Genomic DNA, 15,892 nt, shown 5'->3' on the forward strand with positions numbered 1-15,892 from the left:
GAGCCGCACGTTTAAGCCGTCAGACCTCACCATGGTTGTTGCGCTCATCGGCAAATGATACAAAGCTGGCGATCATCGCGCGGTCACGACCCACGACTGGCGCAAACGCCCTGCCGGTCTTTCGGCCGGTCCGCTGCAGGCGGACGCAGAGCGCCCCCAAGGCTTGGTGGTATCGCTTGATGATTGAATCCATCCAATTCTGTTCCGCCAGATCTGAAGCCGGACCTGCCAGCCAACCAGCAAAGACCTTATGCTACGAGACCGAGCTGTCGATAAGCTGACGGGCTTCGGAGCGAGGAACAAGGGGCGGATGGCTAGCCATCGGCCTCTCTTGCCGGAACGCCTTCTCGGTTGAACGATTGATAGCTGCATCTGCAGATGCGATGGAAGTCCTTCGCCTCGAGCTCAATGTAGTAGATCCGCCCCGCGACCGATAAACTCGAGCACCGATTGCGACTCGTTGATCTCGCGCGAGACGCGCTTTAATATCCGAATTGCCACCTCTTCCGTAGCGATCAACCCTGCCCTCTCGCAGGCTAAGCCGAAATGGTGCATCACCTGTTCGTAGGAAGGCGCAACACGATTCTGCAACAAGCTGATCGCCAACGATGAGAGCATCTGCTCGACGACAGCCTCCTCAGCCTGGATCAAGAACTACATCCTCCTGATTGTTTGCTCAATTCTGTGAACTGTAGACGCCGCCGACGGCATCACGAGGGCATCGCTGCGTGGGATTGTCGCATTGCGACGTCGCCGCATCATGTGCGTTGAACACCGCTAGGAAGAGATTTCTTTGGTCGATTGCCTCGTTTGGTGGAACCACTTCTCCCCCGTACGAGGCTGGGTAGCTTCACTTTGTATGAGTTGCAGCTCCCCGATGATCTTCGCTATCGCCTCATGGCCCGTTGCGCCTTGCGGCCATCTGCTGAAGTCATCCAACAGACTCTCCGATTCCGACTTGGTAAAGTCAAAGAACCGGACACCGCGGCCAAGGACCTCCGTGACAATCGCGATCGTGGCTTGCCGAGCTGCACTCTCCTGCGGCCATCTGTTAAAACCGATCAGCAAGCCCCTGAGGTCCTGGGCGGTGAAGTCTGAGAGCCCCGACTTGCGGCCGGCACGACGAAGGACTTCGCCCGCGAGCACCACGGTCACTTGACCACACGGCAGTTCCTCCGGCCAATTGCTGAAGCCGTTCACTAAGTTCGCGAGTCCCTGCTGAGAAAAGTCGCAGAGCTGAGTGGCACGGCGTAGAACCTCACGAGCGAGTGAAACCGCTGCTCGGCGAAACGCCGACTCTTCCGGCCACTTGCTAAAACCATTCACCAGGTTTGCCAAGCCCTGCTGAGTAAGATCGGGGAGCTGATCAGCACGCCAAAGTACCTCCCCAGCGATCGCGACTGTAGCCTTACGGCAGGTCGCATCGTCAGGCCATTTGCAAAACCCGTTCACCAGATTCGCTAGTCCCTGCTGGCTATAATGAGGAAGTTGGTCAGCACGGCGCAGGAGCTCACTTGCGATCGCGACAGTGGCTTGACCAGAGACCGCCTCATCTGGCCATTTACTGAAGCCATTCACCAAATTTGCTAGATCCTGCTCGCTATACTCATGAAACCGGGCGACCCGTTCAAGAACTTCGCTTGCGATCGCAATCGTGACTTGACCACAGGCCAGCTCTTCCGGCCACTTGCTGAACCCGTTCACCAGTATGGCCAATCCCTGCTGAGGAAACTCGCAGAGCCGGCCGGAACGATGCAGGATTTCAAGTGCAAGCGCGGCTGCGGCCTGGCGCGAGGCCGCCTCGTCCGGCCACTTGCTAAATCCGTTGACCAGGCTCACCAACCCTTGTTGTGTAAAGTCAGAGAGCTGGTGATGACGGCGCGCGCGCCGAATGACATCGCCCGCGATTGTAACGGCGGCCTGGCGAAACTCTTTCTCTTCCGGCCATTTGCTGAAGCCGTTTACCAGCGCCGCCAGGCTCAGATTGTTCAACTCTTGAAGCGGCCTGCTTTCCTCACGACAGAACTTAGCTATTCTGATCGCCCCTTTGCGACATTCCGCTCTATTGGAGTGCCGACCGAATGATGCTGCAAAAATAGAAAGAGCTCTTATTCCAATTTTCCCAATCAACCCATGGTCAAGCAACGACACGCGAGACGCTATTCTCTCGCAAGCGTCCCGGCCCGCCTGACCTCCGGCCTTTCGGCTCACCGCATTGCATGTCGTGGCATAGCCCCACGATCTCCCGGCACGGATGCTTTCCTCGAAACCCGGCAGGAATCTAGATTGAAACTCAATGGCTGCCTTTTGCAGAAAAACCGGATGGTCCGTCTTGCGCAGCTGTTTGTCCCGCGCAACCACCACGGTTGAGAATTCAACGATGTCGCGAGCACGATCGATCTCGCTTAGCGCCGTCGTCAGATTGGCTTGAGCAGACATGGGACCTTTCGAGCTTTCGCCGCAGCACCTTGTGCGGCCACCAGCTCAATGCGACCGGTCACCGCTCCCGGCTGAATATTAACCGCCTTGCAGTTGAAGCACCTGCTTGCGAGAGCCGAGCTGCTCACTTGGCGAGCCCTCGCTGCACAGCAAGAAATGCGATTGTAGAATTTGTCAGCGACATTCTACTTCGCGCATCATTCCATTACCTCATGACACATCACGATTCCAGCCGTAGCAGGGCGATTGACAACGGCCAGCACGGCATCGCCCGCGCCGATGGATGCCAATTGTTTTCTTGCCAATGGCCCGCAAGCGACAACATCGGCAATTAGGAAGCCAGCTCTGCCCGAACATATTGAACTGCTTGTCTTTACTCTTTACGAGACTACAACCTGACGCAGCGTGGGGTTCAAGCTATTAAATGGGGATCGTGGCGTGGACCTTGCACAGACGACAATCAAGTGACGATCGCAGCCCTTATTCAGTTCGACACGACTTCGAATGACATTTCCCCCCTGAAATCCCAAGCCCGCTCCTGCGCTTCATTCGATCGAGTCGCACGCGCAGGATCTCGCGGTAAGCTCGTCTTATCTTGCCGCCTAGCCATTTCCATGATGCTGGTGAGCGCGACAACCCTAATCGTAGACATGCCCATTGAGAAACGATTGTGATTGTCCGGCGGCAAGCGCGACACTGATCACCGCGGGGGACGGCGAGCGCAATGAAGCCGCGACGGTCGTACCCATGCTGCTGGAGTCAACGTCGCTACGCCCCCCCCCCGTGAACTACTGCTGTGAGTTCGACGCCGATCAACCCCTGTGGAGGGCAGGAATTACGCAACTCACACGATCGTAGCGCCGAAAAACCGCGGTGAGCCACAGCAAATTACGGTCGCACGCCCAGCGTAAGGTGATATGTGTTGATGACAGTCTTGAATACATTGAACCGCTTGCCACATCCGCCAGGCAATGGCGACGAATGGCGTGTTATCACGCAATTCCATCGGTCGTGAATGCGGATGGAGCGTTCTCAGTGCTGACGCGTACGCGTTGGTTCTACTTCCAATGTCCAAGTAAACTTGCATCTGTGATGACTTCGATCGATGATAAATTAAGTGAAATCAGATGGGTGCGAAACGAGATCTGGCGCTGTCGTAGGTTGCTTACGACGGAATTGCCTCGCGAGGAGAGTGTCGCCGTTGAGAAGCGCCTCCTTGAACAGCTTTCCGCCTTCGAGCGGCTCTTGACGACCGCATTTCCTCTGGTCTTGAGTTCTGGAGTGAAATCGTCCGAAAGCAATCCGATCGGCCTAAGTGAATCCACCGAAGCGCTTGTTGAGAACGCCTCAACGGCATCAACCGGCTCCGTCGGGAGCTCGATCGGCGGCTAATGCGAGCGGCTTCTCGTGGCTGCGCGGTCAATCATCAGGGGCCTGCTTAAGAAGCGCTTCTGCTCCGGTGTCTCAGTCTCGATGCAGGACCGGAACGTTGTTGACACCTCGTTTTTTTGATCCGCTCTTTCTCTCCGCCGCGGTTGGCATCACCTGGCGACATTCGACACGCAACCCCTTGAAATTGTCTCTAAGACAGAACATGGCCGCGTCCACGTCGCCACGCCCTGTAAATCGGTCACAGAAGCGCATCACGTCTGGTCTGCAAGACGTCAAGATCTCTTCTGATCTTCGTTCTCGCGCGCGAGCGAATCCTGTGACTGCGATCGCAATCGCAACAAGGGCGGTTACATGGCAAAGCGCAGGGTAGGTCCAACCCGTCCGTCGCTTTTGCCTCAACAAACCTCTCTTAAGCTGCATACCCTTCACTATTGTTTTTTGCCCTTGCGAGTATCGTCTGCCTAGCAAAGCAGGTCGCCGCATTGGCAGGAGCGGATTTGGCGTCGTTGTTGCGGGACATCCGAATCATCGTTGCATCGCACGCCAGGATTGCGGTCAAGATCAAAGCACAGCACAGCACAGCACAGCACAGCACAGGATGGCTGCATTCCAGCGCGCTGTGCTAATGTTTTAGGTCTTGTGACATTCGCGACGTCAGTTCCCAACATGACATTTCTGCAAAGGCGGTCGGTCCCGCATTACCTACAACCTGACGCTACGGTCGATTCAAGCACTTTGATCGTATTACCAATGCGCTCCAAGAAGGGCATATCCATATCTTGACGGGAGACAATAAGGAGAGTTTCTCGACAACTAGACACTTCACCGGCGGCAGCGCGTGTCAGACATCACCCAACGCCGACCGGTAACTGCCCGGCTACGCGAGGGCCAACACATTGTTGAAGGCTTCGCAAGGGCACATGATTCCATCGCGTCGATCACGCGACGAATTACGTCGACGCTGCTCGTTTTGATAGGCGTCCGACCTAGGTCGCAAGCCTGCGCGCTCAAATCATGGGACCGACAGCTTTACGACCTGCCAAAATCGTGGACCGGAATGCCTTCTCAGGGTGCTGATTGTCGCGTGTGGGACGATCGGTTGATTCCAAGGGTTCGAGCCGACTGCTGCCGTTGCTGTAATTGAAGACCACATCAACAGCCGGACCTTCTCTACTGGCACAGCGGTTGCTACCAAACTGGCACAGCGGTTGCTACCAACAACGATACCGGATGAGATCTGGGCGAGATACCGAAAAGACGCCATTCGTCCTTGACTGTAGGGACTCATTCCGATGACAGGCGGGCGAGCGGCGACCCGCACCTGTTCGCGCACGAATTATGACAAGGGCGAAGCCTGGGATGAGGAAATCAGCGGTACGAGAGCTTTACATCGTAGGCAGGTTATGTGTTCTGGCCGCTGGGATTCTGGCTTCGTCAACGGCAGGCGCCGATGATGATTTGATGAGTGCGGCGAGGCAGATTTTCAAGCCGATCCCCTCTATCGTTCCTGCGGTCAAGGACAACCCTATCACCCACGAAAAAGTCACACTCGGCAAGACCCTGTTCTTCGATCCGAGGCTATCGGCAAGCGGGGTCATTAGCTGCAATACATGTCACAACCTTGGGACCGGTGGAGTAGATGCCGGCCCGAAGTCGGTTGGTCATCGCTGGCAGCTAGGTTCACGTCGCGCGCCAACGGTCTATAACGCGGTCTTCAATGTGGCGCAGTTCTGGGATGGGCGCGCGGCTGACCTCAAGGCGCAGGCTGCAGGCCCTGTCCAGGCCAGTGCGGAAATGAACGCGACGCCCGCTCGCCTTCTCAACACGTTGAATTCAATGACGGATTATATCGTCATGTTCAGCAAGGCATTCCCTAACGATGCGACGCCCGTCACCTTTGACAATTTCGCCAAGGCCATCGAGGCCTTCGAGGCAACTTTGATCACGCCCGCCGCTCCTTTCGATCAATACCTCGAGGGCGATCCGTATGCTCTCAGTGCTCAGCAGAAAGCAGGATTAAAGCTATTCATAGAAAAGGGATGCTCATCCTGCCACAATGGTATCAACGTCGGTGGCCAGGATTACTTCCCGTTCGGCGTGATGGAACGGCCAACCGCAAGCCTGCTGCCGAGGAACGACAAGGGCCGCTTCGCCGTCACCAAGGTCCCCAGCGACGAGTATGTTTTCCGCTCCGCGCCGTTGCGCAACGTCGCATTGCGTCCTCCCTACTTCCATTCGGGCCAAGTTTGGAGCCTCAAGCAAGCTGTTGGCGTGATGAGTGAGATACAACTCGGAGCGAAGCTCAACGATACAGAAAAAGACGACATCGTCGCGTTTCTAAATTCGCTTACCGGCCAGCTGCCTAAGATTGATTATCCGATATTGCCCACGCGTACCGATACAACGCCAAAGCCCTCTATGGACAAATAGGACTGTCACCTAACGGTGCCAAGCACTCGTCAACTGCGAAGAGGGAAATGGCGCGGGGACTCAAGCTTTCCGCAGCCAAGTCAGAATGCACCGTTTCAGACTCGAGCTCGCAGTCCAACACTCCGGCTCTGAGTTCCTCCGGCTGGCTCCTCGGCTTCTGCCACAGAAGCAAATACTTGCCTGAGCCCGTCCGCCTCTCGAGGCAACGAGCATTCCTCAATTTCGAGAACGCGTTCGTGGAGCGCCACGGCCCGGGGCGTGGATCTCGATGGATCGTCAGCCATCATGGCCTGGTTTGCTGTTCGGCAGCTCGATTGATTCCGCGTTCCAGTTTGGCGGTGTCTGCTCGAGAATGTTACGGACGAAGAACTCCAGGAGCTTGAGCTGTGTATAACTGCCCGGTGTTCCGTGATCTGCGCCTGGCACGTAAAGCATATCGAAGTATTTTCCCGCCTTGATGAGCCGATCAGCAAGCTGAAACGTGGCGGACGGATCGACGTTGCGGTCCATTTCGCCGACTATGAGCAGCAGCTTACCTTGTAGTTTGTCGGCATTGTCGATGGCGGAGGATTGCGAGTATTCGATGCCGACCGGCCACCCCATCCATTGTTCGTTCCACCAGATCTTGTCTAGCCGGTTATCGTAGCAGCCACTGTTTGCGACCGCGACCCTATAGAAATCAGGATGGAAAAGTAACGCGCTCACCGCGTTCTGCCCACCGGCTGAAGTGCCAAAAATGCCGACGTTGGATATATCATACCAGGAATACTTCGCGCTCGCCGCCTTGTGCCATAGGATCCGGTCGGGAAAGCCGGCATCCTTCAGATTTTTCCAGGCAATGTCGTGGAACGCGCGCGAGCGATGGTTGGTACCCATTCCATCGATCTGAACAACGATAAAACCGAGTTGTGTGAGCGGCTCGATTGAAGCCGAGAAGGACTTGGGAACGAAGGAACCAGTGGGGCCTGCATAGATGTGCTCCACCACGGGATACCTTTTGCGCTGATCGAAATTGATCGGCAAGTGAATGACACCCCATATGTCCGTATCGCCGTCGCGCCCCTTGGCGTGGAAGCTGAGCGGTGGCTGCCAGCCAGCGGCAAGGAGCTCAGAAATGTCGGCGCTCTCAACCTGCATCAGTTCGGCATTATCACCGACACGGTACAACACCATACGCGGCGGAACGCCGATGCGTGACCACAGGTCGACATAGTAGCGACCGCTGGGCGAGAACTCGATATGGTGATTGGCTGGCTCAGGCGTCAGCGCCGTGAGTCCTTTTCCATCGAAGTCAATGCGATAGGCATGGACGAAATAGGGATCCTCGCCAGGGTTCATGCCGCTGGCGCCAAACCAGATCTGACGCTTTATCGGGTCGACACAATACACCGCACGGACCACCCACTCTCCTCTGGTGATCTGGTTCTTGAGTTCGCCTGTCCGGCCGTTGAACAGATAGAGGTGCTCGTAACCGTCACGCTCCGAGGCCCAGATGATCTCCCTCCCATCATCGACGTCGTAGCGGAACGTTTTTCCAGTGTTAACACGGTTCATCACCAATGGCTGGTAGTCGACAAAGGTCTTGCTTGCCTCATCAATCAGCGAGCGCGCTCGGCCCGTGGCGCCGTCGACCTCCACCACGCGATAGCGCTGGTGCCCACGCTCATTGTATTCGAAAGTGAATCCCCGCCCATCCTTCCACCACTGGATCGCCGAAAGACCGTAAGGATTTCGGAACGCTGCATTATCGATTGCGATCGCGCGTCGGCTGCTGACCTCAAACAGCACGGGCTGGAGTAGCGTCAGGGCATCGCCCGGTTTTGGATACACCATGGTCGAATGTCTGGGCTGACGCTGGTCCGCCGGCGATGATTCGAGGTAATGGACCTCCCGTTGGTGGCCTGGACGGACTCGGTAGACGGCCAGGTGAGTTGAAGCTGGAGACCATCTTAGCGTCGAGAGAGCATAATAGTCACTCTCAGCCCCGTCCCAGGTCAACGGGATGTCCTGCAAGTCGTCCTGGCTGCGCAGGAAGATATTGTAGTTTCTAATGTAGGCCAGCCATTTGCCGTCAGGTGATGCGCTTGTCTTGTTCGGATCGTTCTCTGCCGGCGGCGTGTCGTCGTACGGGCTCTGCGGATAGGTGCCCGGGTGCATGGCATTGCCTGTGCAGTCATAGCGTACAAGATCGCAACTCCAATGCGTATGCGCGAGATTGAAGGTAATCTTGCCACCCTTGTCGGCCAGCTCGAAACGGTCGAACGGAAGATCCTCGGGCCTATAGTTCTTGTGGCTCGCCCTGCTCAGCGCCGCCGCGAGGCGGGCTTGATCAAAAGCCGGCTGCTTTGAGCCTTCGCCGGCATCAACCAGCATGAACTGGTGCTTGCCTTGGGTCGTCCGCCGATAGACGAACGCCTCGCCCTCGCCGAGCCAGAACGGCACGTCGGGAACATTGACAGTAAGCCGGCTATATCGGTTCTCAATCGTGAGCGCCCGCTCGTAATCGGACCGCTCAACCGGCGCATTCACGACCTCGTCTACCAGGCCGTGCGCAGCTTTGCATTCCTGCTGAACCAACAGTGCAAGCATTAGGGCACCAACTTTGTACTTGATGATCAACCTCTCCTTTTGCATGCCGACACCGATCTGAGATTACTTCGCGGCATGCAATTCGCCATTTGGCTGACCTTGTTGCACGTTAAGCGACATGAAACTTGCACTCAGCCTCGAGGCAGAGCCGTATGGTACTCTGACGAACAATTCGCCGACATTGTCGCACCACTTCCACGCCGCTTGTGGTAAGCAGAATTTATGCCAACAAACTGATCCGCAAGCCCGCGGCTTTCTTGACCACGATGCCGTCAGCGCAACAAGATCGGTGGTGTTGAAACAAGGCGCGCATCAGGGGCCGAGCACAACACGCATGCTGCGCGTGACCACCTGAGGCAGATGACGCCAGTCCGCGAGCGAGCACCGCGTGTTCAAAATGAATGCGCCGTGAGAGCTAACAACGCGACGCCCGCCTCTTCCTTCGCCACGAACGCCGGCGTAGCTGCAGTTCATCAGATACCGGACGGCTCTTCCTCGCCAAAATCGCGCGCCCCGATCTCAACGCCTATCGACGATAGGCGCTAGGTGCCGCCGATCAGATGGATGACCTCGTCTGCATTGACATTTTATTGACCGGCCAGCGGTCCGGTGCAATTGACGGGCTGCCGACGATCAAGCCCGTGGCGACATCAGTGCAGATTACCCTACCCGGTGCCGTCGGGTCCGCTTCATCCAAGACTGCGATGTCGCAATCTCGACACGGCGACTGCGGTGCGCTGATGCGCAGCGGGGCGATAGTCATAGCCTCTCATACGCGCGCGTATCAGGACGCGAGAGTGGTTGGCGCAAGCGATTGTTCGCAAACGAAGACGCCTGCGTGCTGGTAATGAGATCAGGAGATCAATTGTGAATTCGCATTGAGACATCGCCTCAGAACTGCAACGGCGATCGCAAAGGCTGTGGACCATCCAGGAGATCACTACCTTCTAGTTAAGTGGCCAAATGCAGCCAACGAGAGCCCCCCTGTTCGTCGGCGCAGAACAGCCAGACGACGAATCCTAGTGCCGACCACTGCATGAGGGGCGAATGTCGCGGTCGTGGCCTCTCCAACCCATTCTCGCCGCAAGAGCCGACAGTATCATCTTCAGCTTCCATCCCGTCCATCCTGCATGGCCGGTTCGCGACGCGGACGTCTGGAACTCGACGACACGATGGGACGATTCACACGCGGGGTGGGGCCCATACGAGCTTCACCATGAACGAAGCCTCCCCGTGCACCATGCTATTAACCGGCACGCAGATTGCTGGGTGAGGAACAAGGAGCTGCCGCGAGAAAAGGCGGCCGCAGCGGACCATCTTCGGAGTCCCAATGAGGCTTATCCGATTTGACCTGGCTTTGATGCTGCTTGCACCTGAAGTCGCAGAAGCCATGAATCCCGGCGTCGGCGAACACTTCACATCGGCCCCTAACGCTGTGGCGCCGTTCGAGCCGATTGCCGACCACGAGGCGGTATCAAGCCCTGGGGGTACCCGACGCGTCTACAGCCAAACGACGCAAGCCACGCCAGTTCATCCGGCGGACAAACTGCGTCCGGCCAAGCCGGCTGAGGATTCCGCGATACTGGACGCCCGCCTTGCATGTGTGATCGGTCAGCGCTTCCGGCAGCGTTCGATCGCCACGTTCCTCGATGACAGGGAGATGCTCAAGATGCCGGCCGTCGTAACACCGTCGATCTGCAATGCTGCCGCGGCACCTTTTGGCCTCCTCGGGGCGGAAACGCCGCGCTGGCGCAAAACGGAGTGGATTTTCGCTAGCATGGTGATCATCACCTTTGCGGCCATTCTCGTCGTGATTTGATGGAAAGATACAGCATAGGCGCGGGCTCGTGAGAGAAGCAAAACCGGGCTACATCGAAGTCGCCTTCAACGGCGCCCCCGCAAGCATCCCGTTGGATGCGCGATTCAGCGTGCCGGCCAAGGGTGTCACGGCAATTTTCGGTCCGCCAGGGTGCGGCAAAACCACGCTCGCGCGCTGCATCGCCGGCGTCCAACGTCTGCCGGGTGGATTCTGCGGCATCGATGGTGAAATTTGGCAGGACGAAACGACGTTTCGGCCGCCTCATCTGCGTCCCGTCGCATATGTATTCCAGCGACCGATTCTTTTTTCTCATTTGTCTGTCAAGCACACCCTTCTGTACAACGCATCGAAATCGACATCGACAGTGATCGACTTTGATGGCGTGGTTCAGTTGCTCGATTTGGCGCCATTGCTGGACCGTTCGCCTTCACATCTTTCTGGCGCCGAGCGACAGCGACTTGCTCTAGGCAGCGCGCTACTAGCTCAACCGCGGCTACTTTTGCTGGACGACCCGCTCATTGTGCTCGACCGTGCCGCCAAGCGCGAGATTCTGCCATTTCTCGAGCGCATGCGTGAGGAGCTCACGTTGCCGATGATCTATGTTTGCCACGACATGGCCGACATCGAGCGCTTCGCCGATTATCTCGTCGTGATGAAAGATGGCATTGTGACTGCGGCCGGGCCGCTGCACGTCGTTCAGAGCAATCCAGCGCTTGCAGCGCGGGGCGAAGCGGCGGTTTGCGTTGATACCGTGGTCGGCGGCTATGACGGGCGCTATGGACTGGTCATCGTCCGCCTCAGAGGCGCGCGTCTGTTGATACCTGGGCCGCCGCTCAAACCTGGCGCGCAGCTACGGCTGCGCATCGCAGCTGCCGACGTCAGCATCGTGCGCGAAGCTCCGCGCGCAAGCTCCTTCCTGAATGTCTTTCCGGCACGCATCAAAGCCTCCCTGCCGTTCGACGAAGCTGAGGTCACGCTGGTTCTGGCGCTCGAAACTGGCCGCTCGGGCGTGCCGCTTTTGGCCCGCATCACACGCCGCTCCTTTGATGCATTAAGGCTCAGTAACGGAATGGACGTATTTGCCGAGGTCGCGCGAGCCTTGCCGGTCTCGCCCCCCGAGAGATTGCTCATAACGCCTGCGACATCGGTAGGAGGTCTTTCACAGCTGAGCGCGGACACACGAAGCGAGCGGAAATAGGACCACGACCATGATCGACAAGCTTGATAATATCGATCCGACAGATGTGGCAGCGATTCTCTACCAGCCAGAAGACGACGCCGACAAGCTGCTTGCCGATTTCGTCCAGGATCTCGCGCGGCATCACGTACGCGTCGGCGGCCTCGTCCAGCGACACTTCAGGAATGCAAGCGGCACGCACGTTATCCTCGCAGTCGACGTTGCGACAGGGCGACAGATCTCGATTTCCCAGCTGCTCGGCAGCGCGGCGGCATCCTGTAAGCTCGATCCAAACGGACTAGCCGAGGCCGCAGTTGTCGTTTCCCAGGCGCTTCGCGACAAGATCGATCTCCTCGTGATCAGCAAATTCGCCAAACAAGAAGCCGCTGGCCGCGGCCTGCGCGCTGAATTCGTTGACGCGATCACTCGGGGTGTGCCGCTTCTGACAGCGGTTCCAAGAAAATGCCTTGCCGACTGGAGAGCTTTTACCGGTGATGTTGGCACGCTGCTACATTGCGATCGCCAAGCCGTAGAGAAATGGTGGTGCGACGTCGCCACTCGCTTGGCGCGGCGCCACGCCTTCAGCCCGAGCTGGGGCTATTTTGGGACGATGATACCGGATAGCTTGATGACGGCTGCGAGAATATCGCCAGCGTCGACACAGCCATCGCCGGTCGGGCTCCTTCGCTTCCCACGAAAACAGCCTTAGCTTCGGCGGCCGTTTCACACCGTGAACTACCGTGATGCTCTGCGAGGGCGCGGCGGATCCATTCTCGGTCGCCACTTAGACGTCTCAACCAGCGGATCAATTGCTGGTCGAAGCATTTGGCTGCGACTTTTGCACTGCGGCGCCCCACTCATCACTTACGCGGCGCGCACACGGCGTTCCAAGCGATCAAGCATCTCGTATCCAGACAGCATGATTGGCGGTGGATGTATGAGCCATCAGACCTCAGGATCAATGTCTGCAGCCAGGCCGCTGGTCAATTGGGACAATCCGAACTTGAGAACGGATGGCATGTCGCTTGCTTCACCAGTGATGGCACAACTTACGCAAAGCAAACTTGTGAGGTCAGCATGCTCGGAATTGGAAGTCAGTTGCCGCCGTTCGAAATCACGGGCGTGAAGCCCGGCTTTCAGGCGCAAGAAGAAGACGGACGCAGCGCATTCGAGACGCTGACCGAAACAAGCTTTCCAGAGAAATGGAAGATCATCTTTTTCTACCCCAAAGATTTCACGTTCGTCTGTCCGACCGAGATCGCCGAGTTCGGCCGACTGTCCAAGGAGTTCGCCGATCGCGATGCTGTTGTACTGGGTGGTTCGACTGACAATGAGTTCTGTAAGCTCGCCTGGCGACGTTCGCATGCGGACCTGCACAATCTACCGATTTGGCAGTTTGCGGACACCAAAGGGACCTTAGTCGATGGCCTTGGCGTGCGTTCGCCCGAGGGCGTCGCTTACCGCTACACCTTTATCGTCGATCCCGACAACACAATCCAACACGTCTATGCGACCAATCTCAATGTCGGGCGCAGCCCCAAGGACACGCTCCGCGTACTGGACGCGCTGCAAACCGACGAACTCTGTGCCTGCAACCGCGAGGTCGGCGGCGAAACCCTGAAGGTTGCGTGAGGCAGCATGTCGTCAATTGAGCAGTTGAATGAGACGATCCCCGATTTCGCCAAGGACGTCAGGCTTAACCTGGCGTCCTTGCTGGGCGATGATACGCTGTCGCCGCAGCGACAATACGGCCTGCTGCTGGCGACTGCGATTGCCACTCGCAATGCAGCCCTGATTGCCGCGATCGAAGCGGCAGCCGCTGCCGTGATGGCACCTGCCGCGATTGCCGCAGCGAAATCCGCAGCCTCTGTGATGGCGATGAACAACGTCTACTACCGATTCGTTCACCTCGTATCCAACCCGGAATACAAGAGCATGCCGCCACGACTGCGCATGAACGTGATCGGCAATCCTGGTGTTGACAAGTCCGATTTCGAGCTGTGGTCTTTGGCGGTCTCGGCCATAAACGGCTGCGGTGCCTGTGTCGACGCTCACGAGAAGACGCTGCGGGCTGAGGGCGTCAGTTCCGGAGTGATCCAGACTGCCGTGCGCTTTGCTGCGATTGTGCAATCAGTGGCGGTTGCGATCGAGGCCGCCGGGCTCGCCCCCTCGAAGGCGAAGGGTTGATTTCCTTTGCGCGTCATCGGTTGTGGCGCCACTCAACGGCGCTACGACCATTCCTTCGCCAATCCTAAGCGCGTGTAGTATTCTCAAGCTGTCTTACCGCGCGTCCCCTCGGGTGCGCGCTCGTTCGAACTTCACCCTCCGTGCGGACGAGCAGGAATGCGCCACAAAGTGCCCTGCTTTATGGCGATCACACCGCGGGCCCTTCGTTGCACTCTCACCCAAACTTGAACAGCACGCCGTACCCGCCGCGCGGATGGCTCCATTTGATGTCGCCGGTAGGTTCAGCGATCACGCGACAGGTGCCGCACTCGATGCAGCCGTCGACGGTTATCTCAACTTGGCCATTGTCGTTGAGTTCGTAGCATCGCGCAGGGCAGACTTTCAAAAGCGCAAGTAGCTGCGGCGACGGCGTCGTGTGTTCGCGCACGGTGACGTGAGGGTGACCGACATCGACAAGATAGCGGTTGTAGTACAGCTTGTCTTCGACGCGCACTGAGGGCTCGACATTCATGTTTTGACCTTCCAATTGCAGGACTTCACACCGTTGTCGCTCAGCGCCAGGCTCGAGCAAAACGACACGCATCTCCGAACAGACCTGTCCATGAACGCGCCTTGACGAAGGATTTCAGGGTCGCCTTCTCCTTCTCAACTTTCGGCGTACCATCGACGCGTACAAAGTTCTGCAGCGCCTTGGAGATGAGCTGCGGATAGGTAAGAAAGAAGTTTTGCGAATGAGTGTGCATCAGCGTCGGCATGTCTTTGTACTTCTTGAGGTCTTTGATGACGAAGGACTCGTCCAGCATCTTCTTGTAGAGCGACAGATTTTTCGTGGACATCGGCTCGCGGCGCGATTTCACCTGGGCGATCGCTTCGGCCGCGATGCGGCCTGAGGTCATCGCAAGATTGGAGCCTTCGCGATGAATGGCATTGTTGAGCTGTGCCGCGTCCCCCACCACCACCCAACCCTCACCGTAGAGCTGCGGGATTGCTTTGTAACCGCCTTCGGGAATGAGATGCGCCGCATATTCCTTGACTTCGGAACCTGCGATCAGCGGCGCCACGGACGGATGTTGCTTGAAATGGTCGAGCATGCCGTAGGGCGTCTGGCCGGTGCGCTGGAAATCGGCGACGAGACAGCCGATGCCGAGCGAAATGCACTCCTTGTTGGCATAAATGAAACCCATTCCGGTCATGCCGCGGGATATGGTACCGGCCGCCTCGATCACGACGCCTTCGTCGCCCTTGAGATTGAACCGCGCCTCGATAGTCTCGCGAGGCAGAAAGTGCATTTCCTTGACCGCGAGCGCAACCTTATCCGGCGTTGGCCGTGAGCGCAGACCCGCTCGCGTGCCGAGCAGGCCATTGACACCCTCGGCCAGCACGACGACGTCGGCGTGTATTTCGCCGTCGCGGCGATCTGTACGAACTCCGACGATTCTCTCATGGTCGTCCCGTACGAGTTCGGTGACTGTGGTCTCGCACAGCACGGTCGCGCCCGCCTCCCGCACCTTTGAGGAGAACCATTTGTCAAACTGCGCGCGTATGATCGTGTATCGGTTGGGCCGCTCCTCGTTGAAGTCATCCGAGCGGTAGTGCATCCCGACATGGGAGCGATCGTCCATCATCCAGAAACGCTGTTCGACCAGATGGCGTTCCAGCGGAGCCTCCTCGCGAAACTCGGGGATCAGCTTTTCCATCATGTCGGCATAGAAAATTGCGCCCTGCACATTCTTCGATCCGGGATATTCACCCCGCTCGAGCTGTAGCACCTTCAGGCCGCGCTTTGCCATCGTCAACGCCGCCGCGTTGCCGGCCATACCGGCTCCAACAACGATCGCGTCGAACCTCTCTTCAATCAT

General features: G+C 57.6%; 14 protein-coding genes. 8 read left to right on the plus strand and 6 right to left on the minus strand.

What is annotated here, in order from left to right:
• Positions 1–19: 19 nt before the first annotated feature.
• The 3 genes from AKL29_RS42700 to AKL29_RS03535 all read right to left on the minus strand — a co-directional run bounded on the left by AKL29_RS42700 (position 20) and on the right by AKL29_RS03535 (position 2,439).
• Entirely contained in the window at positions 20–193 is a 174-nt protein-coding gene (locus tag AKL29_RS42700) for a hypothetical protein (RefSeq protein WP_160321707.1), read from the minus strand.
• 212 nt (positions 194–405) lie between these two features.
• Complete coding sequence (locus tag AKL29_RS03530; RefSeq protein ID WP_244481735.1) at positions 406–651, minus strand: hypothetical protein; 246 nt, start codon at positions 649–651, stop codon at positions 406–408.
• A gap of 126 nt (positions 652–777) precedes the next feature.
• Positions 778–2,439: a hypothetical protein gene (locus AKL29_RS03535; protein WP_050383115.1), complete on the minus strand. Its 1,662-nt coding sequence runs from the start codon at positions 2,437–2,439 to the stop codon at positions 778–780.
• A 1,035-nt stretch (positions 2,440–3,474) separates the two neighbouring features.
• On the opposite strand from AKL29_RS03535, the gene AKL29_RS40280 reads away from it, so the two are divergent.
• Both AKL29_RS40280 and AKL29_RS03540 read left to right on the plus strand, forming a co-directional pair.
• Positions 3,475–3,831 carry a hypothetical protein gene (locus AKL29_RS40280; protein WP_244481736.1) on the plus strand — a complete coding sequence of 119 codons (357 nt, stop codon included), beginning with the start codon at positions 3,475–3,477 and terminating at the stop codon, positions 3,829–3,831.
• Between the two features lie 1,359 nt (positions 3,832–5,190).
• On the plus strand, positions 5,191–6,261 hold the full coding sequence (locus tag AKL29_RS03540; RefSeq protein ID WP_050383116.1) for a cytochrome-c peroxidase: 1,071 nt from the start codon (positions 5,191–5,193) through the stop codon (positions 6,259–6,261).
• 276 nt (positions 6,262–6,537) lie between these two features.
• Here the strand turns inward: AKL29_RS03540 and AKL29_RS03545 are convergent, their stop codons facing one another.
• On the minus strand, positions 6,538–8,850 hold the full coding sequence (locus tag AKL29_RS03545) for a S9 family peptidase (protein WP_050383167.1): 2,313 nt from the start codon (positions 8,848–8,850) through the stop codon (positions 6,538–6,540).
• Positions 8,851–8,968: 118 nt separating this feature from the next.
• Between AKL29_RS03545 and AKL29_RS41610 the strand changes: the two genes are divergently transcribed.
• The 6 genes from AKL29_RS41610 (at position 8,969) to ahpD (ending at position 14,033) form a co-directional block, all read left to right on the plus strand.
• Positions 8,969–9,205 carry a hypothetical protein gene (locus AKL29_RS41610; protein ID WP_152977413.1) on the plus strand — a complete coding sequence of 79 codons (237 nt, stop codon included), beginning with the start codon at positions 8,969–8,971 and terminating at the stop codon, positions 9,203–9,205.
• 975 nt (positions 9,206–10,180) lie between these two features.
• Positions 10,181–10,669, plus strand: coding sequence for a hypothetical protein (locus AKL29_RS03555; protein WP_050383118.1), 489 nt, complete (start codon positions 10,181–10,183; stop codon positions 10,667–10,669).
• A gap of 28 nt (positions 10,670–10,697) precedes the next feature.
• Positions 10,698–11,867 (plus strand): molybdenum ABC transporter ATP-binding protein, encoded by a 1,170-nt coding sequence (modC, locus tag AKL29_RS03560; protein WP_082190463.1) that lies wholly within the window; start codon positions 10,698–10,700, stop codon positions 11,865–11,867.
• 10 nt (positions 11,868–11,877) lie between these two features.
• Positions 11,878–12,555, plus strand: coding sequence for a DUF2478 domain-containing protein (locus tag AKL29_RS03565; protein ID WP_063779882.1), 678 nt, complete (start codon positions 11,878–11,880; stop codon positions 12,553–12,555).
• Between the two features lie 368 nt (positions 12,556–12,923).
• Entirely contained in the window at positions 12,924–13,478 is a 555-nt protein-coding gene (locus AKL29_RS03570; protein WP_028336697.1) for a peroxiredoxin, read from the plus strand.
• A 6-nt stretch (positions 13,479–13,484) separates the two neighbouring features.
• Positions 13,485–14,033 carry an alkylhydroperoxidase, AhpD family gene (gene ahpD / locus AKL29_RS03575; RefSeq protein ID WP_028336698.1) on the plus strand — a complete coding sequence of 183 codons (549 nt, stop codon included), beginning with the start codon at positions 13,485–13,487 and terminating at the stop codon, positions 14,031–14,033.
• Positions 14,034–14,247: 214 nt separating this feature from the next.
• On the opposite strand, the gene AKL29_RS03580 is transcribed toward ahpD, so the two are convergent.
• Together AKL29_RS03580 and AKL29_RS03585 are read right to left on the minus strand one after the other, a co-directional pair.
• On the minus strand, positions 14,248–14,544 hold the full coding sequence (locus AKL29_RS03580) for a ferredoxin family protein (RefSeq protein WP_050383119.1): 297 nt from the start codon (positions 14,542–14,544) through the stop codon (positions 14,248–14,250).
• 40 nt (positions 14,545–14,584) lie between these two features.
• Positions 14,585–15,892 carry an FAD-dependent oxidoreductase gene (locus AKL29_RS03585; RefSeq protein WP_050383120.1) on the minus strand — a complete coding sequence of 436 codons (1,308 nt, stop codon included), beginning with the start codon at positions 15,890–15,892 and terminating at the stop codon, positions 14,585–14,587.

Origin of the sequence: Bradyrhizobium pachyrhizi (genome assembly GCF_001189245.1) — a bacterium.
GTDB classification, from domain to species: Bacteria; Pseudomonadota; Alphaproteobacteria; order Rhizobiales; family Xanthobacteraceae; genus Bradyrhizobium; species Bradyrhizobium pachyrhizi.

Bases quoted from the DNA above. Each gene is read 5' to 3' on its own strand.
- AKL29_RS42700 (WP_160321707.1), bottom strand. From the start codon at position 193: ATGGATTCAATCATCAAGCGATACCACCAAGCCTTGGGGGCGCTCTGC.
- AKL29_RS03535 (WP_050383115.1), bottom strand. From the start codon at position 2,439: ATGTCTGCTCAAGCCAATCTGACGACGGCGCTAAGCGAGATCGATCGT.
- AKL29_RS03540 (WP_050383116.1), top strand. From the start codon at position 5,191: ATGAGGAAATCAGCGGTACGAGAGCTTTACATCGTAGGCAGGTTATGT.
- AKL29_RS03545 (WP_050383167.1), bottom strand. From the start codon at position 8,850: ATGCTTGCACTGTTGGTTCAGCAGGAATGCAAAGCTGCGCACGGCCTG.
- AKL29_RS41610 (WP_152977413.1), top strand. From the start codon at position 8,969: ATGAAACTTGCACTCAGCCTCGAGGCAGAGCCGTATGGTACTCTGACG.
- AKL29_RS03555 (WP_050383118.1), top strand. From the start codon at position 10,181: ATGAGGCTTATCCGATTTGACCTGGCTTTGATGCTGCTTGCACCTGAA.
- AKL29_RS03565 (WP_063779882.1), top strand. From the start codon at position 11,878: ATGATCGACAAGCTTGATAATATCGATCCGACAGATGTGGCAGCGATT.
- AKL29_RS03570 (WP_028336697.1), top strand. From the start codon at position 12,924: ATGCTCGGAATTGGAAGTCAGTTGCCGCCGTTCGAAATCACGGGCGTG.
- ahpD (WP_028336698.1), top strand. From the start codon at position 13,485: ATGTCGTCAATTGAGCAGTTGAATGAGACGATCCCCGATTTCGCCAAG.
- AKL29_RS03580 (WP_050383119.1), bottom strand. From the start codon at position 14,544: ATGAATGTCGAGCCCTCAGTGCGCGTCGAAGACAAGCTGTACTACAAC.
- AKL29_RS03585 (WP_050383120.1), bottom strand. From the start codon at position 15,892: ATGATTGAAGAGAGGTTCGACGCGATCGTTGTTGGAGCCGGTATGGCC.